The sequence below is a fragment of the Actinomadura terrae genome (assembly GCF_022751215.1).
Lineage (GTDB): Bacteria > Actinomycetota > Actinomycetes > Streptosporangiales > Streptosporangiaceae > Spirillospora > Spirillospora terrae.
Genome location: NZ_JAICDG010000007.1, coordinates 45,561 through 67,632, shown reverse-complemented (window position 1 = coordinate 67,632; position 22,072 = coordinate 45,561). Strand labels below are relative to the sequence as shown.

Annotated in this window: 18 protein-coding genes and 1 pseudogene; 11 read left to right on the top strand and 8 right to left on the bottom strand. The window is 72.6% G+C overall.

All coding sequences use genetic code 11. The annotated features are described in order from the left end of the window. The 5 genes and pseudogenes from K2F47_RS34375 to K2F47_RS34355 all read left to right on the top strand — a co-directional run. Positions 1-457 (top strand): annotated as a pseudogene (locus K2F47_RS34375) (hypothetical protein); the annotation flags it as partial. Positions 458-706: 249 nt separating this feature from the next. Beyond that, on the top strand, positions 707-1,888 hold the full coding sequence (locus K2F47_RS34370) for a sensor histidine kinase (RefSeq protein WP_242910332.1): 1,182 nt from the start codon (positions 707-709) through the stop codon (positions 1,886-1,888). Between the two features lie 69 nt (positions 1,889-1,957). Beyond that, positions 1,958-2,638 carry a response regulator gene (locus tag K2F47_RS34365; protein ID WP_156216789.1) on the top strand — a complete coding sequence of 227 codons (681 nt, stop codon included), beginning with the start codon at positions 1,958-1,960 and terminating at the stop codon, positions 2,636-2,638. A gap of 352 nt (positions 2,639-2,990) precedes the next feature. Continuing rightward, a complete protein-coding gene (locus K2F47_RS34360; protein WP_242910330.1) occupies positions 2,991-3,854 on the top strand; it encodes an ABC transporter ATP-binding protein in 864 nt (287 codons plus the stop codon). Then, entirely contained in the window at positions 3,851-6,346 is a 2,496-nt protein-coding gene (locus K2F47_RS34355; RefSeq protein ID WP_242910328.1) for an ABC transporter permease, read from the top strand. Before K2F47_RS34360 ends, K2F47_RS34355 begins: the two co-directional genes overlap by 4 nt. Before the next feature lie 119 nt (positions 6,347-6,465). Here K2F47_RS34355 and K2F47_RS34350 read toward each other — a convergent pair whose 3' ends face one another. Beyond that, positions 6,466-7,713: an MFS transporter gene (locus K2F47_RS34350; RefSeq protein ID WP_242910327.1), complete on the bottom strand. Its 1,248-nt coding sequence runs from the start codon at positions 7,711-7,713 to the stop codon at positions 6,466-6,468. A gap of 65 nt (positions 7,714-7,778) precedes the next feature. Here K2F47_RS34350 and K2F47_RS34345 point away from each other — a divergent pair, with 65 nt between their 5' ends. After that, positions 7,779-8,759, top strand: coding sequence for a DUF5937 family protein (locus K2F47_RS34345; protein WP_242910326.1), 981 nt, complete (start codon positions 7,779-7,781; stop codon positions 8,757-8,759). A 363-nt stretch (positions 8,760-9,122) separates the two neighbouring features. Here K2F47_RS34345 and K2F47_RS34340 read toward each other — a convergent pair whose 3' ends face one another. The 5 genes from K2F47_RS34340 to K2F47_RS34320 all read right to left on the bottom strand — a co-directional run bounded on the left by K2F47_RS34340 (position 9,123) and on the right by K2F47_RS34320 (position 15,305). Further along, positions 9,123-10,217, bottom strand: a complete 1,095-nt coding sequence (locus K2F47_RS34340; RefSeq protein ID WP_272497929.1) for an ABC transporter ATP-binding protein — start codon at positions 10,215-10,217, stop codon at positions 9,123-9,125. A 110-nt stretch (positions 10,218-10,327) separates the two neighbouring features. Next, positions 10,328-11,413, bottom strand: coding sequence for an ABC transporter ATP-binding protein (locus K2F47_RS34335; RefSeq protein WP_242910325.1), 1,086 nt, complete (start codon positions 11,411-11,413; stop codon positions 10,328-10,330). Beyond that, the gene (locus tag K2F47_RS34330; protein WP_242910324.1) at positions 11,413-12,411 is read right to left on the bottom strand and encodes an ABC transporter permease; all 999 of its coding nucleotides are present in this window, start codon (positions 12,409-12,411) and stop codon (positions 11,413-11,415) included. Before K2F47_RS34330 ends, K2F47_RS34335 begins: the two co-directional genes overlap by 1 nt. Positions 12,412-12,503: 92 nt before the next feature. After that, the gene (locus K2F47_RS34325) at positions 12,504-14,264 is read right to left on the bottom strand and encodes an ABC transporter substrate-binding protein (RefSeq protein WP_242910323.1); all 1,761 of its coding nucleotides are present in this window, start codon (positions 14,262-14,264) and stop codon (positions 12,504-12,506) included. A gap of 36 nt (positions 14,265-14,300) precedes the next feature. Then, on the bottom strand, positions 14,301-15,305 hold the full coding sequence (locus K2F47_RS34320) for an ABC transporter permease (protein ID WP_242910322.1): 1,005 nt from the start codon (positions 15,303-15,305) through the stop codon (positions 14,301-14,303). 1,323 nt (positions 15,306-16,628) lie between these two features. Between K2F47_RS34320 and K2F47_RS34315 the strand changes: the two genes are divergently transcribed. Further along, positions 16,629-17,597: an ArsR/SmtB family transcription factor gene (locus K2F47_RS34315; protein ID WP_242910321.1), complete on the top strand. Its 969-nt coding sequence runs from the start codon at positions 16,629-16,631 to the stop codon at positions 17,595-17,597. A 13-nt stretch (positions 17,598-17,610) separates the two neighbouring features. Here K2F47_RS34315 and K2F47_RS34310 read toward each other — a convergent pair whose 3' ends face one another. Further along, entirely contained in the window at positions 17,611-18,030 is a 420-nt protein-coding gene (locus K2F47_RS34310) for a hypothetical protein (protein ID WP_242910320.1), read from the bottom strand. A 178-nt stretch (positions 18,031-18,208) separates the two neighbouring features. Beyond that, positions 18,209-18,865: an HAD family hydrolase gene (locus tag K2F47_RS34305; RefSeq protein WP_242910319.1), complete on the bottom strand. Its 657-nt coding sequence runs from the start codon at positions 18,863-18,865 to the stop codon at positions 18,209-18,211. 193 nt (positions 18,866-19,058) lie between these two features. Between K2F47_RS34305 and K2F47_RS34300 the strand changes: the two genes are divergently transcribed. From K2F47_RS34300 to K2F47_RS34285, 4 genes are all read left to right on the top strand, one after another. Beyond that, positions 19,059-19,517 (top strand): universal stress protein, encoded by a 459-nt coding sequence (locus tag K2F47_RS34300; protein WP_242910318.1) that lies wholly within the window; start codon positions 19,059-19,061, stop codon positions 19,515-19,517. Between the two features lie 255 nt (positions 19,518-19,772). Beyond that, a complete protein-coding gene (locus K2F47_RS34295; protein ID WP_242910317.1) occupies positions 19,773-20,615 on the top strand; it encodes a PAC2 family protein in 843 nt (280 codons plus the stop codon). Positions 20,616-20,792: 177 nt separating this feature from the next. Continuing rightward, complete coding sequence (locus K2F47_RS34290) at positions 20,793-21,311, top strand: TrmH family RNA methyltransferase (RefSeq protein ID WP_242910316.1); 519 nt, start codon at positions 20,793-20,795, stop codon at positions 21,309-21,311. 317 nt (positions 21,312-21,628) lie between these two features. Further along, positions 21,629-22,057 carry a hypothetical protein gene (locus K2F47_RS34285; protein WP_242910315.1) on the top strand — a complete coding sequence of 143 codons (429 nt, stop codon included), beginning with the start codon at positions 21,629-21,631 and terminating at the stop codon, positions 22,055-22,057. Positions 22,058-22,072: the final 15 nt, after the last annotated feature.

The following is a 22,072-nucleotide window of genomic DNA, read 5'->3' as shown; positions in this document are numbered from 1 at the left end:
CCAGTCGCCCGGCAACGCCAACCAGAACGCGATACCGCACTCCCTCGGCGTCCCCGGACTGCGGCGCGCCGGGCTCGCCGACCGCGCCCGCGCCGGACGCGCCGTCCTGTACCACCGCACGCCCCTCGGCGACGCCCTCGCCCGCACCCCCCCCCCCCCCCCCCCCGCGCTCTCGCTTCAAGACGCGCGGGCCACCGACACGACCGAGAACCCGAGCCGCAGGCCGCCCCGCGGCACGCGGCACGCGGCACGCGGCACGCGGCACGGACCATCGCGGTCTCGCGTCCAAGACGCGCGGACCGTCGCTACAACCGTGAATCTGAGTGGCGGGCCGCCTCGCGGCGCGCGGACCAGGCCGCTGTGGTCTCGCGTCCGGGACGCGGGGGCCGCCGGTACGACCGTGAACCGGGGCGGCGTGCCGGTGCTCGGGGCCCGGGTCCCGACGGCGGGCGGTTGATCAGCGGTGTTGACCAACGGCGGTGGCGGGCCCTGAACCGAACCTGGAAGGCCCCTGAACGCGGGCGCGGCGGAGCGGCCGGGAGGGCCGTCCGGCGTGGGGATGGGTGGTCGTATGGGGACCGTGCCGCGCGTCCTCCTTGGGGAGGACGACAGATCCACGCACAGGAGGGGTCACGACCTGGTACGACCTCCTAGGGTGAGAGTCGTGTCACCCCGTATCCGTGGTCTTCGTACCTGCCGTGCCTGGTTGCAGTCGCGCCCGCTGGCGGCCGACGCGCTGCTGGCGCTCGGGCTGCTGCTGGTCGGGCTGCCGCAGCTGTACGTGGAGGACCTGCCGCACGGGGAGGGCTACGAGCAGTTCCGCTCGCCGGACCTCGTGAACGGGCTGCTGGTGGCGGTGGTGGCGCTCGCGCTGACGTTCCGGCAGCGGTATCCGCTGACGGTGCTGATGTTCGTCGTGGCGGGCGACTCGGCGATGGTGCTGCGGGACTACCCGCCGTCGGTGCCGGACGTGGTGGCGTTCCTGATCGCGGTGTACAGCGTCGCGGCGCACCGGGGGCTGGCGCACAGCGTGCTCGGCGGGCTCGTCGGGCTCGTGTACTTCGTGGTCTCGGTGACGGTGCTGCCGGTCGACATCTCGCCGGTGGTGCTGATCACCGATCTGGCGCTGGTAGCCGGGGTGTGGGTGCTGGGCCGCAACCTGCGTATGCGGCGGGCGTACTTCACCGAACTGGAGGACCGGGCGGCGCGGCTGGAGCGGGCCCGGGGCACCGACGCGCGGGCGGCGCGGATCGAGGAGCGGTCGCGGATCGCGCGGGAGCTGCACGACGTGGTGGCGCACCATGTGAGCGTGATGACGGTGCAGGCGGGCGCGGCGCGGCGGATCATCGACCGGGACGCCGACAGCGCCCGAGAGGCGATGTCGACGATCGAGGAGGTCGGGCGGACGGCGCTGAGCGAGATGCGGCGGATCGTGGGGGTGCTGCGCACCGACCGGGACGCGGAGCAGGCGGGCCGGGAGCTGGCGCCGCAGCCCGGTCTCGGCGATCTCGGGGAGCTGCTGGACCACGTCCGGGAGACGGGCCTGTCGGTGCAGCTGTGGATCGAGGGCGAGGCGCGGACGCCGTCGCCGGGGGTCGACGTGGCGGCGTTCCGGCTCATCCAGGAGGCGTTGACGAATACGCTCAAGCACGCGGGTTCGCAGGCGCGGGCCTGGGTGCGGCTCTACTACACCGACGACGACCTGACCGTGGAGATCGAGGACGACGGGCACGGCACGGCGACGATCATGGCCGACAATGGGGACAACCCCGGGCACGGGCTGGTCGGGATGTACGAGCGGGTCGCGCTGTACGGCGGCGAGCTGCGGATCGGTCCGCGGGTCGGCGGCGGGTTCGGTGTGCGGGCACGTTTCCCCTTGGAGGCATAGGTTGAGGACGAGCGGCGCGATCGGCGTGAGGCGAGGAGCGGGGACGATGGACGCGAACGGGATGTGCCGATGAGCACGGTGCGGGTGCTGCTCGTCGATGACCAGCCGCTGCTGCGGACGGGATTCCGGCTGATCCTGGAGGCCGAGGCCGACATCGCGGTCGTCGGCGAGGCCGGGGACGGCGCGGCGGCGGTGGAGATGACGCGGTCGCTGCTGCCCGACGTGGTGCTGATGGACATCCGCATGCCGGGGGTGGACGGGATCGAGGCGACCCGGCGGATCATCCGGGAGGGCGCGGCCTCGCACGACCCGAAGGTGCTGATCCTCACGACGTTCGACCTGGACGAGTACGTGATCGAGGCGGTGCGGGCGGGGGCGAGCGGGTTCCTGCTGAAGGACTCGCCGCCGGAGGACCTCGTGCAGGCCATCCGGATCGTCGCGGCGGGCGACGCGATCGTGGCGCCGTCGGTGACGCGGCGGCTGCTGGACAAGTTCGCGACGCGGCTGCCCGCGGTGCGGGACTCCTCTCCCCCGCCGGGGCTGGACACGCTCACCGAGCGGGAGCGGGAGGTGCTGTCGCATGTGGCGCGGGGCCAGTCGAACGCGGAGATCGCGGCGGAGCTGGTGGTGAGCGAGACGACGGTGAAGACGCACGTGGGCAACGTCCTGGCGAAGCTGGGGCTGCGCGACCGGGTGCAGGCGGTCGTGTACGCCTACGAGACGGGGATGAGCCGCCCCGGGCAGAGCTGACCGAGGCGCCCCGGGCCGTCTCGAACAGCCCGGGGCGGCCCGGACCCGGACCCTGACGTCCCGTCGGCCGGTCCTCCCTGGAGGGAGGGCCGGCCGTCGGCGTTTCCAGGGGGTTCTCCCCTGAGGGCGCCCCGGAGCGGCCCCCCCTATTGGCCAGGGGTCCCTACTCCGGGAGGACGACCGGGTGGAGGAACTCTCATGCCGGGGATGGAGCGGTAAATCCATTCCTGGGGTGCATCTCACGAAGCCGTCCGACTCCTACTGTTTCTTAGGACGGGCCGCCGGGGGCATCGGGAACGGCCCGGACCCTTTACGCCATTTCCGTTTCTCCACCCGAGACAGGGAGTTCCTCGTGACGAACACCGCCCCATCGACCGCTGACGCGCACGCCGCGCCCGGGGCGGGCGAATTCGCCGCACGGGCGCACCAGATCGCGAAGGTGTACGGGAAGGGCGACGCGCAGGTCGTCGCCCTCGACAGCGTGACCGTCGGGATCCCCCGCGGCCGCTTCACCGCGATCATGGGCCCGTCCGGGTCCGGCAAGTCGACGCTGATGCACTGCATGGCCGGACTGGACTCGGTGGACTCCGGGGAGGTCTACATCGGTGACACGGAGCTGACGCGGCTGCGCGACAAGCAGCTCACCCGGCTCCGCCGCGACAAGATCGGTTTCATTTTCCAGGCGTTCAACCTCGTCCCGACGCTGACGGCGATCGAGAACATCACCCTCCCGATGGACATCGCGGGGCGCAAGCCGGACCGGGAGTGGCTGGACGCCGTGATCGACACGGTGGGACTGCGGCCCCGGTTGAAGCACCGGCCGACGGAGCTGTCGGGCGGCCAGCAGCAGCGGGTGGCGTGCGCCCGCGCGCTGGCCGCGCAACCCGAGATCATCTTCGCGGACGAGCCGACGGGGAACCTGGACTCGCGGTCGGGCGCCGAGGTGCTGGGGTTCCTGCGGGACTCGGTGCGGCGGATGGGCCAGACGATCGTGATGGTCACCCACGACCCGTCCGCCGCCGCGTACGCGGACCAGGTGCTGTTCCTGACCGACGGGCAGATCGTCGACACGATGACGCAGCCGACCGCCGACCGGGTGCTGGAGCGGATGAAGGGCTTCGAGACGGGCCCGCGCGCCGGGGCGGGCGTCCCCGCGGGCGCCCGCGGCGGCTCGGGCTTCCAGGGCGGGCAGGAACCGGGGGTCGCGGCGCGATGATGGGCAAGGTCACGCTCCGCAACCTCGCGGCGCACAAGATCAGGCTGGTCCTCACGGCCGTCGCGGTGATCCTCGGCGTGGCGTTCGTGGCGGGCACGCTGATGTTCACCGACACGATGAACAAGCGGTTCGACGACCTGTTCAGCCGCATCGGCACGAACGTCGCGGTGGACGTGCGGGCCAAGAAGGTCGTCGACGGCGACGACGACGGGTCGGCGGCGCAGCCGGTGCCCGCGTCGGTGCTGAAGGCCGTCCAGGGCGTGGACGGGGTGAAGGACCCGTTCGGCAACGTCACCGGGTACGCCGCCGTGGTCGGCGCGAACGGGAAGGTGGTCGGCGAGGGCGGGGAGGGCCCGCCGCAGCTCGGCACGAACTGGAACCCGAAGGGGTCCTACGATCTGAAGACGGGCCGGGCGCCGCGGGGGCCGCACGAGGTCGTCATCGACGCCGACACGGCGTCCAAGGGCAAGATCGCGCTCGGTTCCACCGCGCGGATCGTCACCTCGGGCAAGCCGGCCCGGATGACGGTGGTCGGGCTGATCGACACCGGTGACCTGATGGGCGCGACCGTCACCGCGTTCGACACCCCGACCGCGCAGCGGATGCTGCTGAAGCCCGGCTACTTCTCCGATATCGAGATGGGCTCGTCGGGTCCGTCGCAGGCGGAGCTGAAGTCGCGGGTGGCGAAGGCGCTGCCGGACGGAGTGGAGGCCATCACCGGGAAGGAGCTGCGCGACGAGACCAAGAGCGACATCGCCTCGATGCTGAACTTCTTCCGGACGTTCCTGCTGGTGTTCGCGCTGATCTCGATCTTCGTCGGGGCGTTCATCATCTTCAACACGTTCTCGATGCTGGTCGCGCAGCGGACCCGGGAGCTGGCGCTGCTGCGCGCCATCGGCGCGGGCCGCCCGCAGGTGACGCGGGCCGTGATCGGCGAGGCCGTCGCGGTCGGGTTCGTCGGGTCGACGTTCGGCCTCGCCGCGGGGGCGGGCCTCGCGGCGGCGCTCCAGGGCGCGTCGGGGATGGGCGGCGGGCTCACGTTCACCGCCACACCCGTGATCTGGTCGTACGTGGTCGGGATCGTCGTCACGGTCGTGTCGGCGTACTTCCCGGCGCGGCGCGCCGCGAAGATCCCGCCGGTCGCGGCGATGCGCGACGACGTCGCGCTGCCGCAGCGGTCGCTGCGGATCCGCGTCGCGCTCGGGTCGCTGCTCACACTGGCCGGCGCCGGGCTGATCGCCACGGGGCTGAGCGGCAGCGGCAGCAGCGCGGTCGCGCTCGTCGGCGGCGGCGCGTTCGCGGTGTTCGTCGGCGTCGCGATGCTCGCGCCGGTGATCAGCGTCCCGGTGGTGCGGGTGCTGGCGGCGCCGTTCGCGAAGGTGATGGGCACGCCCGGGCGCCTCGCGCAGCAGAACGCGCTGCGCAACCCGCGGCGCACCGCCGCGACCGCCGCCGCCCTCATGATCGGCCTCGCGCTGATCACGATGGTGAACGTGATGGGCGCGTCGATGCGCAAGTCGGTGGACGCGCAGATCGACCAGCAGTTCGGCGCCGACTACATCGTCCAGCCGAAGGGCGGCGGCGGCATCGACGCCGGCGTCCTGCCGAAGGTCAGGGCCACGACCGGCATCCAGTCGGCGTCGGTGACCTACCCGGGCAAGGCGAAGATCGACGGGGACGGCACCAGCTACATGTCCGGTGACGTCGCCGGGATCGCCAGAGCCGCGCGGCTGAAGATGGTCTCGGGCGGCACCGACCTCGGCGCCGCCGGGATGATGGTGGACGAGAACACCGCGAAGGACAAGGGCTGGAAGGTCGGCTCGACGGTGCCCGTGCAGTTCGCCGACGGGAAGACGCAGCGGCTCACCGTCGCGGGCGTCTACGCCAAGAGCGACCTGATCGGCGGCAAGGTCATCGCGTTGCCCGCGTACCTGGCGCACACCGCCAAGCCGTCCGCCGACGCGCTCGTGGTCGACGCGGCCAGCACGGACGCGGCGACGAAGGCGGCGCTGGAGACGACGCTCAAGGACTACCCGAACCTGAAGGTGTCCGACCAGGCGTCGCTGAAGAAGGACGCCCGCAAGCAGGTGGACTTCATCGTGACGTTCCTGTCGATCCTGCTCGCCATGTCCGTGATCATCGCGGCGGTCGGTGTGATCAACACGCTGGCGCTGTCGGTGATCGAGCGGACCCGGGAGATCGGGCTGCTGCGCGCCATCGGCATCAGCCGGCGGCAGCTGCGCCGGATGATCCGGCTGGAGTCGATCGTCATCGCGGTCTTCGGCGCGCTGCTCGGCATGGGCATCGGCGTGTCGTTCGGCGCGGCGTTGCAGAACGCGCTGAAGGACAAGGGGCTGAGCGAGCTGTCCATCCCGTTCGGCACGCTCATCGCCTACCTCGTGGTCGCCGCCGTCATCGGCGTGCTCGCCGCGATGTGGCCGGCGTGGCGGGCCGGGCGGATGGACGTCCTGAAGGCGATCTCCACCGAGTAGCACCCCCGAGGGACTCTCCTCCCAGGCGCGGGCCCGCACCTCCCCGCGGACCCGCGCCGGAACGCCCCGTACGGCCCACACAGCGGACGGGGCGTTCCCCCTTTTCAAGGGGCCGCCGGTTACGCCGCGTCCGCCGGGGAGGGCGTGAGGGGCACGCTCCGGGCCCGCCGCAGCGGGCCCCGCAGGCACAGGGCCGTCAACGACGTCGCGGCGCCCGCGCAGGCCAGGGCCTGCCCGACCGGCAGAACCTCCGCCAGCGCGCCCAGCACCACCGGCCCCACGCCCTGCAAGGTCATCAGGCCCGTCGACAGCAGCCCGAACGCCTGCCCCCGCCCGTCCGCGGGCAGCGCGTCCACGAACGGCCGCTGGACGCCCAGCTCGTAGGCGAACCCGCACCCGCACAGCAGCAGCAGCGCCGCCGCGGCCGGCAGCGGCACCGGCAGGGCGAGCGGCAGCAGCGGCAGCCCGAACAGCGCCATCAGCGGCACCGCGAACCGCTCCCGCGCCGCCGGGCCGAGCAGCCGCCCCCCGGCGAGGTTGCCCAGCAGCATCCCCGCCGCCGAGCACGCCAGCAACACCCCCGCCGCCGCGCCCCCGTACCCGCGGACGCCCGCGTAGGGGACGAGGAGGCCCTCGGCGCCCGCCACGAACGCGGGCGGCAGCCACTGCGCCAGCAGCAGCGCCCGCACCGCCGGGTCCGCGAGCAGCCGCCGGTTCCCCGCCCAGCTCTCCCCCACCACCGATCCTCCCCCTGCCCCCGGCGGGGGAGGCAGGTCCGGCAGCCGTACCCGCACCAGCAGCGCCGCGGCCAGGTGCGCGGCCGCCGCGACCAGCAGCGCGTGCCGGGCGCCGACCGCCGCGACCGCGAGGCCGCCGAACGCCAGCCCGAGCAGCTGCGCCGCCGCCGAGGCCATCGTCATCAGCGACCGGCCCAGCACGTAGGCGTCGCCGTCCAGCACCTCGGCGACCAGGCGGTTCGAGGCGCCCGCGAACACCGGCGTCGCGCACGCCACCACCGCGACCAGCGCCAGCGCCGCCGCCACCGGCATCTCCACCAGGCCCAGCGCGAGCGCCGCGGCCGCCTCCAGCGCGTAGGCGCCCGCGATCAGCCGGCGCGGGCGGAGCCGGTCGGCCAACGACCCGAGCAGCGCCCCGCCCGCGAGCTGCGGCAGGAACCCGATGCCGTAGGCGACGGCCGCGAGCAGCGGCGACCCCGTCCGGCCGTAGACCAGCACCGACAGCGCGATCATCCGGAGCGTGTCCGCCGCGATCGCCAGCGTCCGCGTCCCGAACAGCACCCGGAACCGCGGCTCCGCCAGCGCGTCCCGGTACCCGGCGCGGCCCTCCCCTTTCCCGACCCCCATCATCCGGCCACCCTCGCCGACGCCGGGCGGCGCGGCGACGTTTACGTCCCCTGACGTAAGGTCGGGCCGTGATCCGCCTTGAGGCGACCGCCGAGGACCTGCTGCACAGCCGGTTCGCGCTGTCGCCGCTGTTCGAGCTGAACGGCCTGCTGCGCGCCCTCACCGGCCTGTCCGAGCGGGCGCTGCCCGGCGCGTGGGCCGAGCGGCTGCGGCCCGAGCTGGACGCGCTGCGCGCCGCGACCCACCTGGACGCCGTCCTCGCGCTCCAGACGGCCCGGTACGGCGCCGCGTTCGTCGCTCCCCCGCCGCGCGGCCTCGCGCAGACGATCGAGGACGACCTGGACGCCGTCCGCGCCACCCCGCCGGACGTCGCCCGCCGGGAGATCGCGCACGCGCTGCGGCTGCGGCCCGGCGCCGGGGAGCGCGCCCGCGCCGTCCTCGCCCGCCCCGACGCCCACCTCGCCGTCGCCGACGCGCTGGAGGCCGCCTGGCGGGCGCTGCTGGCCCCCGAGTGGCCCCGGCTGCGCGCCATCTGCGAACGCGACGTCCTGCACCGCGCCGGGCGGCTCAGCGGCGGCGGCTGGGAGGCCGCCCTCCGCGACCTGCACCCCCGCGTCCGCTGGCGCGAGCGCGGCATCGACCTGCTCGGCCTGCGGCCCGCCGAGACCGTCCCGCTCGGCGGGACCGGCCTGCTGCTGATCCCGTCGGTGTTCGTCTGGCCCGGCATCGCCGCGCACACCGAGGCGCCGTGGCCCTTCACGCTCATCTACCCGGCGCGCGGCATCTCGGCGCTGTGGGAGTCCGCGCCGCCCGCCGCGCCCGGCGCCCTCGCCGCGCTCCTCGGCCGCACCCGCGCCCGCGTCCTGCTCGCCCTGGACGAGCCCGCCGGGACCACCCAGCTCGCCCGCGCCCTCGGCGTCGCGCCCGGCGCCGTCGGCGACCACCTCGCCGTCCTGCGGCGCGCCGGGCTCGCCGACCGCGCCCGCGCCGGACGCGCCGTCCTGTACCACCGCACGCCCCTCGGCGACGCCCTCGCCCGCACCCCCTGAAAAGCCGAGGACCCGGCCCCGGGAAAGGGGCCGGGTCCTCACGCGTAGGGCGCACGCGCACGGTTCGTGGGTCACGCCCCTGAGCGCCGTCGGGCCCCGCGCGCCGGAGGCGGACGATTCCGACCACGCCTGGCCTTCAACAGCCGGCCGGGTCCTCGCGCGCGAGGTGGACGCTCATGGCCGTGGGCCACGCCCATGAGCGCCGCCGGGTCCCCGCGCGCGTGAGGCGGACGAATCCGACCACGCGTCAGCCTTCAAACAGCCGGCCGGGTCCTCGCGCGTGGGAAGTGACCCGATGCCGAGCAGCCGGTTCAGCCCGCGCGGCGCCGGGTCCTCACGCGTCCTCGCGCGCGAGGGGGACGGTCAGGCCTCCGGGGCGGACTCCTCCGCCGCCGTGGCGCCCGCCGCCGGAGCGACCGCGGCGCGGGCGACCTCGTCGGTCGCGCTCACCGTCGTGTTCTCCGGGAAGTGGCACGCGGCCTGGTGGCCCGGGCTGAGCTCCACCAGCGGCGGCTCGACCTGCTTGCAGATGTCCTGCGCCTTCCAGCAGCGCGTGTGGAACCGGCAGGCGGGCGGCGGGTCCAGCGGGCTCGGCACGTCGCCCTGGAGCCGGATCCGCTGCCGGTCGCCGCGCTCGCTCGGGTCGGGGATCGGCACCGCCGACAGCAGCGCGTTGGTGTAGGGGTGCATAGGGCGCTCGTACAGGTCCGCCCGGTCCGCCAGCTCGACGATCTTCCCGAGGTACATGACCGCGACCCGGTCGGAGATGTGCCGCACCACCGACAGGTCGTGCGCGATCACCACGTAGGTGAGGTCGAGCTCGTCCTGGAGGTCCTCCAGCAGGTTCACCACCTGCGCCTGCACCGACACGTCCAGCGCCGACACCGGCTCGTCCGCGACGATCAGCTTCGGCTTCAGCGCGAGCGTGCGGGCGATGCCGATGCGCTGCCGCTGCCCGCCGGAGAACTCGTGCGGGTACCGGTTGTAGTGCTCGGGGTTCAGCCCGACCAGCTCCAGGATCTCCTGGACGGCCTTCTTCACGCCCTGCTTGGCCTCGATGTTCTGGAGCCGGAACGGCGCCCCGACGATCGCGCCGACCGTCTTGCGCGGGTTCAGCGACGAGTACGGGTCCTGGAAGATCATCTGGAGGTCGCGGCGGAGCGGCCGCAGCCGCCCCTGGGACATCTTCGTGATGTCCTCGCCCTCGAAGGTGATCTTCCCGAAGCTCGGGTCCAGCAGCCGCATGATCATCCGGCCGGTGGTGGACTTCCCGCAGCCCGACTCGCCCACCAGCCCGAGCGTCTCGCCCTTGCGGACCGAGAACGTCACGCCGTCGACGGCCTTCACCGCCGCGACCTGCCGGCGCAGCAGCCCCGCCGTCACGGGGAAGTGCTTGCCGAGGTTGTCCACCTCCAGCAGCAACTCGCCGTCCCGCACCGGACGCGTCTCCTTGGCCAGGGAGGGGGCCGCGGCGCCGCCGGGCGCCGGCGACGGCTGCTCCGCGGTGTCCGCCGGGGCGTCCCCGGGGGTCTTCTCAGTGCTCACAGTCTCGTTCCCACCCGTGCTCGTCACAGCTTCGGCCGGATCTCGGAGTCCCAGATCTCCCGCCGCTGCTCCAGCGAGAGATGGCAGGCCGCCTTGTGGCCCGGCTCGACCTCCAGCAGCTCGGGCCGCTCGGTCGTGCTCTTGCCGCCCGTCAGGTCACAGTAGGCGCAGCGCGGGTTGAACGCGCACCCCTCCGGGACGTTGATCAGGCTCGGCGGCGTCCCCTTGATCGGCATCAGCCGCTCGCTGCGCTCCCGGTCCAGCCGCGGCATCGACCCGAGCAGCCCCCAGGTGTAGGGGTGCAGCGGACGGTGGAAGGCGTCCTCCACCGAGGCGTACTCGGCGCAGCGCCCCGCGTACATCACGAGGATGTCGTCCGACAGCTCGGCGACCACCCCCAGGTCGTGGGTGATCATGATGATCGCGGAGTTGAACTCCTGCTGGAGGTCGCGGATCAGGTCCAGGATCTGCGCCTGCACGGTCACGTCCAGCGCGGTCGTGGGCTCGTCGGCGATCAGCAGCTCCGGGTCGCACGACAGCGCCATCGCGATCATCGCGCGCTGCCGCATGCCGCCCGAGAACTGGTGCGGGTAGTCGTCCACCCGCTGGTCGGGCTTGGGGATCCCGACCCGTCCGAGCATGTCGATGGCGTGCTTGCGCGCCACCTGCTTGGACACGTCGTTGTGCACCCGGTAGGCCTCGATGATCTGCTGGCCCACCGTGTAGAACGGGTGCATCGACGACAGCGGGTCCTGGAAGATCATCGACATCTTCCGGCCGCGCAGCCGGCGGACCTCGTTCTGGGACGCGCCGACCAGCTCCGTCCCGTCCAGCCAGATCTCACCGGAGACGTTCGCGTTGCTCCGGTTGTGGAGCCCGAGGATGCCGAGGCTGGTCACGCTCTTGCCCGAGCCGGACTCGCCCACGATCCCGAGCGTGCTGCCCCGCTCCAGGTTGAACGACAGCCCGTCCACCGACTTCACCAGGCCGTCGTCGGTCGGGAAGTGGATCTTCAGGTCGCGCACCTCGAGGAACGCGGTGGGCGCGCCGCGCCCGGCGGCGGTCTCGCCGGTGTCGTTCACCAGCTCGGCCTGTCGCTTGCGTGCCATCAGTTGTGCCTCACCCTCGGGTCGATGACGCCGTACAGGATGTCCACGACGAGGTTGGCGAGCACGATGAACAGCGCCGCGGTCATCGTGGCACCGAGCACGACCGGCAGGTCGCTCTGGTTCACCCCGTCCAGCGCGAGCTGGCCGAGGCCCGGAATCGAGAACGTCTTCTCCGTGATGATCGCGCCGCCGAGCACCAGCCCGACGTCCAGGCCGAACACCGTCATGATCGGCGTCAGCGAGGCGCGCAGGCCGTGCTTGAGCACCACCGTCTTCTCCGGCAGCCCCTTGGCGCGGGCCGTGCGGATGAAGTCCTCGTTCATCGTCTCCAGCATGCCCGCTCGCGTCAGCCGCGCGTACATCGCCGCGTAAAGGAACGCCAGGCAGATCCACGGCAGCAGCAGGTTGAACGGGTTGTCGCTCGGCCCGCTGTAGTTCACCGCGGGAAGGATCTCCCACCGGTGGACGATGAACGCCAGCGACAGCAGGCCCGTGAAGAAGATCGGCAGGGACACGCCCGCGAGGGCCACCCCCATCGCCGCCCGGTCGAAGATCGTCCCTCGGCGCAGCGCGGACAGGATGCCGATCGACACCCCCGCCACCAGCCACAGCACGGCCGCACCGGCGGTGATCATGAACGTGACCGGCGCGCGGTCCACGAGCTGGTCGGTCACCGACTGGTTGGTGCGGAAGGAGTAGCCGAGGCACGGCGCCGGGCAGTCGATCTTCTCGGTGCCCGTGTCGTAGGTGTCGCCGACGGCGATCGCCTTGATGAACTTCCCGTACTGCACCGGGATCGGGTCGTCGAGCCCGAACCGGTCCTTGATCGCCGCGAGGGTCGCCGCGTCCGGCTGTTTGCCGGCGAAGCGGCCCGCGATGTCGTCGGTGGTGACACCGGCGGCGCGGGGCACAAGGAAGAAGATGGCGAACGTCACCGCGCTGATGATGAGGAGCAACCCCACCGCGCCGAACAGGCGGCGAACAATGAATGCGACCACAGTCTCCGGCCCAGGCGGTCGCCGGGGGATCCCCCCGGCGACCGCCCTATGCCTTCACCTGCCTTCTCTCAGGTAGCTCGGGAACCGTGCGCTCAGCCGGTGACGCCGAGGTTGGCGTAGTCGTACATGCCGTAGCCCGCGTGGAAGTAGACGTTCGTCAGGTTCGTCGGGCGGTAGAGCAGCGACTTGGCGTACACGTTCGGCAGGATCGCCGCGTCCTCACGGATCTTGGCGTCGATCTGGTTGTAGATCTTCGCACGCTGCGCCGGGTCCTGGACCGCGACGACGTCGTCCCACATCTTGTTGACCTGCGGGTCGTCCAGCTCCTCGGCGTTGGCGTTGCCGGTGGGGACGATCGCGTCGACGTCGGAGACGGGCTGGAGGTAGCCGTAGCCGGTGTTCCAGTCGGGGGCCCAACCGTAGGTGCCGAGGCCGATCTTCTGCTTCTCCATGAACTTCGGCGCGCCGAGCTGCTCGTTGGTGTAGGTGCCCGACGGGTAGCCCTTGAGGTTGAGCTTGATGTTGACCTTGGCGAGGGCCTGCTGGAGCGCCTCGGCGGTCGCCTTCTCCTTCGGCCGGTCGCTCCGGAAGATCATGTTCGTGGAGAAGCCGTTCGGCTGGCCGCACTTGGCGAGCGAGGCCTTGGCCTGCGCCTGGTCGCCGGTGTAGGTCGGGTCCGCCTTCGTGTAGAAGTCGGTGCCCTTCTCACGGCCCTGGACGGCCGGCGGCTGGATGGAGGTCGAGACCTGGCCGCCGACCTCACCGCCGTAGGCGCGGTACATCGCCGAGCGGTCGGCCGCGTACACGATCGCCTTGCGGCACTCGATGTTCGGGATGTTCTTGACGTTGATCGGGATGTACCAGTGGAAGCCGGCGAGCGGGTTGTCGGCGTTCGCCTTCAGCTTCGGGTTGGTCAGGATCTGCTGCCGCGCGGCGGCCTGCACACCCGAGCCCGGGAGGTCGATCTGGACGGTGCCGGCCTGGAGGCGGCTGTCGATCTCCTCCGCCTTCAGCCCCGACTGGACCTCGATCTTGTCGGGCAGCTGCTTGCGGTTCGGGTCGGTCGCCGGGTCCCAGTTGGTGTTGCGGACCCAGGTGCCGCCCTTCTTCGGCGTGTAGTCGCCCTGGAGCTTGTACGGGCCGGTCGAGACCGGGTGCATGCCGTAGCGGACGCCGGTGTCCTTGGCGGCCGGGACCGGAGCGGTCTGCCCGGAGAAGCCGACGACCTGGTCGAACTCGCTGAACGGGGCCTTCAGGTTGAACACGACGGTGTAGTCGTCGGGCGTGGAGACGCCCTTGAAGTTGTCGAGGTTCTTGTCCTTGAACGGGCCCTCGTACTTGCCGCCGACGTCCAGCAGCTGCGGGAAGTAGGACGGGCCGTTGTGCAGGACGGCGCGGTCGAAGGTGCGCGCGACCGCGTACTTGATGTCCTTGGCCTTGACCTCGGTGCCGTCCTCGTACTTGACGCCGCGCTTGAGCTTGTAGGTCCAGGTCTTGCTGCCGTTGGTCGCGGTGCCCGGCGCCTCGGCCAGGTCGGGGACCATCTTGGAGCCCTCGAGGCCCGGCTTGGAGTTGTAGGTCATCAGCGACCGGGAGAAGATCCGGACGAAGTTCAGCCCGTAGGCGTAGTAGATGTTCGCGGGGTCCAGCGACTCGAAGTCGTCCGGCTGCGCGAACTTCAGCACGCCGCCCTTGTGGTCGGAGACGTTGACGACCGCCGTGGAGCCGGCGTCGAACTTGGCGCCGCCGCTGCCGCCGCCTCCGTCGTCGTCACCGCCGCCACAGGCCGACAGCCCGAGGCCCAGGACGACGATCCCCGCCGCCGCGCTGGTCACCACCTTGGGAGATTTCATCAGTTCCCTTTCGCTAATACCGGACGTTCGCCGGGGTCATCGGGCCCGTGGGTCCAGGGCGTCGCGCAGACCGTCGCCGAGCAGGTTGAAGGCCAGGACGGTGACGAAGATGGCGAGACCGGGGACGATCACGAAGTGAGGGGCGACCGAGTACAGCTCGGTGGCCTGCGACAGCATCCCGCCCCACGAGGGGTCGGGCGGGTTGATGCCGACACCGAGGAACGACAGCGCGGCCTCGAAGAGGATGTTGGTCGGGATCAGCAGGGTGGAGTACACCAGGATCGGCGCGACCAGGTTGGGCAGGATCTCCTTGAACAGGATGTAGGAGTTGCGCGCGCCCATGCTGCGCGCGGCGTCGACGAACTCGCGCTCGCGCAGCGACAAGGTCTGCCCGCGGATGATCCGGCCGATGTAGGGCCAGTTGAAGAACCCGATGATGAACACCAGGATCGCGATCCGCAGGTTGTTGCCTTCCAATCCCCACAGGCCCGGGGGGATCACGCCCACCAGCGAGATCGCGAACAGCACCAGGGGGAAGGCCAGGAAGACGTCCATCGTGCGGGCGATCAGGGTGTCGACCCACCCGCCGAAGTAGCCCGCGGTAATGCCCATCACCGTGCCGATCACGACCGACACGAGCGTGGCGAGCACGCCGATGAGCAGGGAGACCCGCGCCCCGTAGAGGACGCGGCTGAACAGGTCGCGCCCGTTGATGGGCTCGACGCCGAAGATGTGGTCGCCGCTCATGCCGCCCAACGGTTTGGTCGGGCCGCCCAGCGTCGCGTCCACCAGGTTCTGGTGGAACTCGTTGGGGGGGCTGCCGAGCCAGCCGACGACGAGGCCGGTGACGCCCGGAAGCGACAACACGATCAGGAACAGCACGACGATCCCGCCGCTGATGGCGACCTTGTCGCGCTTGAGCCGCATCCAGGCGATCTGGCCGAGGGAACGACCCTGGATCGCCTTGCGGTCGACGCCCGCAAGGACGGCCTCCGGCTGGGCCTCGCCCTCCGCTCCGGAAACCTCGATCGGTGCGGTCACGCTCCGTACCTCCTACCCCTTCGGGCCACACTGCCACCGGCGCACGCGCCCGGGAGGCCGCGAAGATCGTCCGCTGCCTCGGTGCCCGTTACGCCGCGTTTGCTGAAGGGAAACGTAGTCCTTCGGGCACGACTGTCCATCCGTGAGGCGACCTTCGCCAGTACCCGTATCTGACTTGTGATCTCGTCGTCATCTTGGGCACACGTGCCCGCACATCACTCCGGACAAATCGCCCGAATAGTACGTTCACCGGCACCCCTGACGGCAACCCGAACCCGGTCTAGACCGGCAAGCTTTACCGTACCGAGTCCGTTCCGAGATCGAACCTCCGCAGGTCACGCGGCCCGCCATGACGGGCGGTCAGGATCGCGGCCGTCCCGGCCCCGTTCTCCCGCCACTCCGGTCACACGAGCCCCGGCGCTCCCCCCGGAGACCGGCCGCACCCGCGTCCCCACGCGCGAGCGGCCCCGCGCCCGGCTCCCGGCCCCCCATCGGCGGGCCGCTCCGGCGCGGCGTCCCCTCCCTTCCGACGTTCTTCCGACGTCCTCGCGACGCCTCCCGACGGCGCCCGGGGCCGCCTCCGAGCGCTGCCGTCCCTTTTAAGGGACACGCTCCCGCCGACCACGGTCCGTCACTGATCATCTTCTGCCGACCCCACGGTAACCGGTCCCCGGGGCACCTCCGTCCCGAGGGGGTGACGCGGCGGGGCGTCCACCCGTCCGGACGAGACGACGTCTCACCCGGTGGGGCCCGGCGCGCATGCCATGACCGTGCGACCGCCGGTTTGTTTCCCCAAGCCCCGCCATTCGGTCGCGGGACCGAAAACGGAGCCCACCCACGGGCCCAGCGGAAATTCGGCGCGGAATATCATGTGATTCGCATCACATTGATGCCCTTACCTCGCTTTTTCTATCGTGCAGAGGTGTCCAGTCCAGGCCGTCACTTCGCACCTTCCAGCCTGTTATCAAAATAGTCCGTCACCCAGCGTCAGGTCGCTTCTGCGGGGCGGGGCGACGCCGCTCACCGGTCATCGGTGATCCACTCCATGGCCCGTTTCCGGCGGGTGGGACGGCCATGGGCCTCCTCGGTCTCACCTGCCGCGCCGCCCGCCGCCGTCTTCTGCCACCGCACTGCCATCTCCTGCCAGGAACGATTCACACCGTTGTATTCCCATCGTCCGTTACCGATCCCGTGGGCGCATTTCCCGGCGGCACGAGCGCGGCGGCGCGAGCCCGGCACCGCCGCGCCCGCGCCCTATCGGCCCGGTGCCGGCTCGGGCGAAATCGACGAACCGCCAATCCAGAGGGCGACGGGGGGATCCGCATGCTCCGCCTGAAGGTGAATATCGACGATGTGGCCCGGATGCGCTTCGCCCGGGCCCCGGCCCCGCTCATGGAGGTCTACGCGGGCGTCCGCGTGTGGAAGGCGACGCGGCGCGCCGGCCGGGTGGGGGGCACCGGCGTCCAACGCGCGATCGACCGTTTCCCCTCGTCGGCGCGCCCGCTGCTCGACGTGATCCCCTCCACCGGGCCGGGGCCCACGTTCCTCGCGCCGATCGAGCCCGACCTGCCGGCGGCGCTCGGGAACGTGCGCGCCGCCCTCAGGCGCGGCGCCGGGAGCGAGCTGGGCCCGGCGCTGCGGGACGGCCGCTCCTCCGAGTGGCTGCGGGCCCTCGCCGCGGGCCGCCCCGGGGCGGCCGACCGCCTGGTGCGGGCGCTGGAGTCCTGCTTCGTCGCCTGCCTGCTCCCCCACTGGAGCGGTGTACTCGCCGCGTTCGACGCCGAGGCCGCGCGGTTCGGGGAGACGCTGCTGCACCACGGCGCCGCGTCCGCGATCGACCGGCTGAGCCCGCTGATGCGGTGGCGGGCCGGCGCGGTGGAGGTGCGCGGCGCGGCGGACGCGGAGATCACGCCGGGCGGCGGCGGGCTGGTGCTGCTGCCGCTGGCCTACTGGGACGGCGACCCGCTCGTGCGCGGCCTGCCCGACGGGACCGTGCTGGTCGCCTACGCGGTTCCCGAGCCCCGCCCGAGGACGCCCGCGCCCGCGCCCGCGGGCGGCGACGACGAGGACGCGCTCGCCGGGCTGGTGGGGCAGACGCGCGCCGGCATCCTGCGCGCGCTGCCGGTGCCGTGCGGCACGTCCGAGCTGGCCGTGCGCATCGGCATGAGCGTCTCGGTGACCTCCGAGCACGCCAAGATCCTGCGGCGCGCGGGGCTGATCACGAGCGTCCGGCACGGGCGCCACGTCCGGCACGCGCTGACCTCGCTCGGCCGGACGATCGCCGCTCCCTGAGCGGGTGCGGACGCTACTTGATGCCCCGGTTCTTGAGGATCTGCTCGATCTCCATCAGGTCGGGGTCGCCCGCGGGGGCCTGGCCGACCTCGCCCTTGGGCGCCTTGCCCTTGCGCTTGGCGGCCTTGCGGCCGCCGCCCTCGGCGGCGGGCGCGCCCTCGCCGTCCGCCCGGCGGCCGAGCATCACGCCGGACGTCAGGTACAGCAGGACGGCCACCCCGGTCAGCGCCACGCCCGCCCACTTCACCGGACTGAAGGCGAGGTCGACGAAGAACTCGGTGACGCCGGTCATGGCCGCCGCGAGCGGCACCAGCGACCACGCGGCGCCGCGCAGCGCGGCGCCGGCCCCGCGGCGGCTGTAGAGCCCCCAACTGATGACGAGCCCGAGCACGGTCACTCCCAGGCTGATCGCGAAGATGGCCGCGTCACTCATCTTTGCCTCTCATTCCCCGCGTCCTTCCTCTCATCGTCACATGCCGGCGGGCTTTTGCGCTCCTCCTGCCGGACGGTTCCGGCGCCGCGTCCTCATACCTGCGCGTGACCCGGCGCCGCACCGGTGGGCGGCGTCCCGCCCCCGGGCCCGGGACCCGAGGGTGAGACGCGGGGCCCGCTCAGCCCACCAGGGACGACAGGCGTGCCAGGTCCAGCTCGCGCAGGGACGCCACCACGGTCCGGCCGGGCGCGGGCGGGATCGGCAGGACGCTCGGCACCGCTACCGTCACGCAGCCCGCCGCCTCGGCCGCCGCGACGCCGTTCGGGGAGTCCTCCAGCACCACGCAGCGGGCCGGCTCGGCGCGGAGCCGGGCGGCGGCCGTCAGGTACGGCTCGGGGTCGGGCTTGGTGCGCGACACCTCGTCGCCCGCCACGCTCAGCGCGAAGTACTCGCGGCCGACGGCGTCCAGCACCGGCTCGATCAGCGCCCGGTGGCTGGAGGACACCAGCGCGGCGGTGACGCCCGCCTCGCGCAGCTCGGTCAGCAGCTCCTTGGCGCCCGGCATCAGCGGGACGGCGGCGCTGAGCCGCTCGACCATCCCGTCGAGCATCCGCCGCCCGACCTCCTCGCGCGGCGCGGACGACCCCGTCAGCTCCAGCATGTAGTCGACGGCGATCACGAGCGAGCCGCCGACCAGCCGCTCCTGGTGCGCGGGGGTCCACGTCCCGCCGAGCCGCGCCATCACCTCCGACTCGACCTCGAACCAGACGCGCTCGGAATCGATCAGTAGGCCGTCCATGTCGAACAGGACGGCCTGGGGCCCCTCACGGGTCACGGTGCTCCCTATGCGTTGAACGGTGCTTATGTGTCGAAAGTACCTGGATGACCGCACGAAAAGATGGCCGGGAGGCGTCCGGGTCCGCCGCGGACGGTGACGGAAGGGCCACCGGACCTGTACCGTGCCCGGAAGCTACCAACGGGTAGACCCGGCGTGGCCATGGGCGAGTGAACACGAGAGAAGGAGCGGCATGAGCGGCTACCGCGTCATCCTGGTCGGCACCGACGGGTCGGACTCCTCGTTCGGCGCCGTCGACCGGGCGGCGGAGCTGGCCGCCGCCACCGGCGCCACCCTGCTGCTCGCGACCGCCTACAGCCCCATGCCCGCGCGGCAGCGCGCGGGCGCCGCCGAGCAGCTCGGCGACCTCGCCTACAAGGTGCAGGGCTCCACCCCCGCCGACGACGCGCTGCGCGCCGCGCGCGGGCGGGCCGTCGCCGCGGGCGCCGCCGACATCGAGCAGGCCGCCGTCGAGGGCGAGGCCGTCGACGTGATCGCCCGCCTCGCCCGGGAGCGCGCGGCGGACCTCGTCGTGGTCGGCAACCGGGGGCTGAACACCCTCGCCGGCCGCATCCTCGGCTCGGTCCCGGCGAGCCTGTCGCACCGCGCGCCGTGCGACGTCCTGATCGTCCGCACGACCGACGGCAGGTGACCGGCGCGGCCCTCCGGCGGTGATCCGCACGGCCGGCTGCGGACGGCCCGCGCGTAACCCGCGCCGTCGGCGCGGGTGACACGATCGTGACCCGGGTTCCGCCTCCGGCGTACAGCGGCGGGGTCTGGTCCCGGAAGGGTGGGGTAGGTCACTGTCAGGACGTAGGCTGACAGCCACCGATCATGAGCGGGTCCCCCGGCCCGGGAATGACGGCCCCCGCGGTGACGCTGTACCGACGTCGGAAGGAGGCAGCGCGTGGTCGAGCTCGAAAGCGTTCCGGAACTCGTCGATCCGGTGCTTGTGGCCGCTTTTGAGGGGTGGAACGACGCCGGAGAGGCCGCGAGCGGGGTGATCCAGCACCTGGAGTCCACCTGGGAGGCGGTGCCGATCGCCGAACTCGATCCCGACGACTACTACGACTTCCAGGTCACCCGCCCGATCGTCGAGATGATCGACGGGGAGACCCGCGGGATCACCTGGCCCACCACCCGCATCTCCTGGGCGCGGCTCCCCAACGGCCGCGACGTGGTGCTCGTGCACGGCATCGAGCCCAACATGCGCTGGCGCTCGTTCTGCCGGGAGCTGGTCGGGCTGATGCTGGAGCTGGACATCGGCAACGTCGTCCTGCTGGGCGCGCTGCTCGCGGACGCCCCCCACACCCGCCCGGTGCCGGTGACCGGCGCCGCGTCCGAGGCGGGCCTGGTCAACACCCTGCACCTGGAACCCGCCCGGTACGAGGGCCCCACCGGCATCCTCGGCGTCCTCCAGGACGCGTGCGCGAAGGCCGACCTCGACACCGTGTCGCTGTGGGCGGCGGTCCCGCACTACGTGGCGCAGCCCCCCTCCCCCAAGGCGACGCTGGCGCTGCTGCGCCGCGTCGAGGACCTCCTGGACGTCACCGTCCCCCTCGGTGAGCTGCCCGAGGAGGCGCGGGCCTGGGAGAACGGCGTCAACGAGCTCGCCGAGGAGGACTCCGAGGTCGCCGAGTACGTCCGCACGCTGGAGGAGCAGAAGGACGCCACGGAGCTGCCCGAGGCCAGCGGCGACGCGATCGCCCGCGAGTTCGAGCGCTACCTCCGCCGCCGCGACCCCGGTTAGAATGGCCGCCCCCGGCCGGTCGGCGGTGAGTCGATCAACGGTGACCCGGCCGGCGGTGACACGAACGACGGCGATGGCCCGCGCAGGCCGCGAACTGCGCCCCAACATGACGCATCGACCCCTGGAGGGCGGCAGCGCCCCCGCACGGTGACCCGCGGCACGACGGCCCGCGGCGGCATGCCCCCAGCGATCCGGGTCAGGCGCCCCCGCGAGCTGCGGCGGCAGCGCAGGAGCCGCGCGCACTCCTGCTGGGACCACCTCATCGCGGCCCCGCTGTGGCCGCTGCACGGCGCGAACCTCGGCACGCTGCTGCGCACCTGCGACGCCGTCGGCGCCTGCCTCGCCGTCCCCCGGTTCCCCTGGGTGCCGGACGCGCTCGACCGCGGCAACACCCTCCGCCAGCAGTCGTGCGTGCACTGGGTGAACGATCCGCTCGGCTGGCTGGAACGCCAGCGGGAGGGCGGCTCCCGCGTCGTCGGCGTCGAACTCGCCGACGAGGCGGTCCGGCTCGCCGACCTGCCCCCGGCGCGGGTCAGGACCGTCGCCGTCCTCGGCCACGAGCGGCACGGGATACCCGGCGAGGCGCTGGACCTGCTCGACCTCGCCGTGGAGATCCCTATGGTGGGGGGCGGGAGCAGCCTGAACGTCGCCGTCGCCGGATCGCTGGTCCTCTACCGGCTCGCGGGCCTGCTGTGACCGGCTCGCGTTCGACCGGCCGGTGGTCCGCACGCGACCGGACGGAAGGGGGCATGTGCCGGAGGCACGGCCGTCGCAGGCGCACGACCCGACGCGGCTCGGCCGCTACGAAACGCTCGGACGGCTGGGGTCGGGCGCCCAGGGGACGGTTTTCCTCGGCGCCCGGCCCGACGGCGGGCGCGTGGCGGTCAAGCTGCTGCGGCTCCAGTTCGACGAGGACGGCACCGCGCGCGCCCGGTTCGTCCGCGAGGCCGAGACCGCCAAGCGGGTCGCCCGGTTCTGCACCGCCCAGTTCCTGGACGCCGCCGTCGCCGTCCGTGGGCGGCGGTGCCGCGACGACGCCGGGGAGCACGGCCTCCGGAAGGACGTCCGCGCACACCTCCGCCAGACCGTCGCCGACGCGGACGTCACCGTCCACGACCTCCGAGCCCGAGCGGCCCGGGCCCGGCCAGGGCACCCGTCCCGGCGGCGGGCGCAGCGGCGGCGGCGCCCCCGGCACCAGCGACCCGCCGCCGGAGCCCGTCGTGCTCGGCTCCCCCGACCCGCAGCGCTACTGCGCGGCGCGCGGTCGCAAGGCCTCCTTCCGCAGCCACGACTGGTACTGCGCCCCCGACGGGGACATCGGTGTCGACACGAAGATCACGATGACCCAGGTGTGCGCGTCGCAGTACGCGCCGGGCGCCGAGGCGCGGCTGCGCGGCGACGCGGGCACGCCCGCGAACTGGGACTGCTACGTGACGAAGTGACGGCCGGGCTGAGAT

What these genes read in the sequence shown, in the direction of transcription:
- K2F47_RS34315 (WP_242910321.1), top strand. Translation starts at nt 16,629, where the DNA reads ATGCTCCGCCTGAAGGTGAATATCGACGATGTGGCCCGGATGCGCTTC.
- K2F47_RS34290 (WP_242910316.1), top strand. Translation starts at nt 20,793, where the DNA reads ATGCCCCCAGCGATCCGGGTCAGGCGCCCCCGCGAGCTGCGGCGGCAG.
- K2F47_RS34335 (WP_242910325.1), bottom strand. Translation starts at nt 11,413, where the DNA reads ATGGCACGCAAGCGACAGGCCGAGCTGGTGAACGACACCGGCGAGACC.
- K2F47_RS34310 (WP_242910320.1), bottom strand. Translation starts at nt 18,030, where the DNA reads ATGAGTGACGCGGCCATCTTCGCGATCAGCCTGGGAGTGACCGTGCTC.
- K2F47_RS34325 (WP_242910323.1), bottom strand. Translation starts at nt 14,264, where the DNA reads ATGAAATCTCCCAAGGTGGTGACCAGCGCGGCGGCGGGGATCGTCGTC.
- K2F47_RS34300 (WP_242910318.1), top strand. Translation starts at nt 19,059, where the DNA reads ATGAGCGGCTACCGCGTCATCCTGGTCGGCACCGACGGGTCGGACTCC.
- K2F47_RS34350 (WP_242910327.1), bottom strand. Translation starts at nt 7,713, where the DNA reads ATGATGGGGGTCGGGAAAGGGGAGGGCCGCGCCGGGTACCGGGACGCG.
- K2F47_RS34365 (WP_156216789.1), top strand. Translation starts at nt 1,958, where the DNA reads ATGAGCACGGTGCGGGTGCTGCTCGTCGATGACCAGCCGCTGCTGCGG.
- K2F47_RS34355 (WP_242910328.1), top strand. Translation starts at nt 3,851, where the DNA reads ATGATGGGCAAGGTCACGCTCCGCAACCTCGCGGCGCACAAGATCAGG.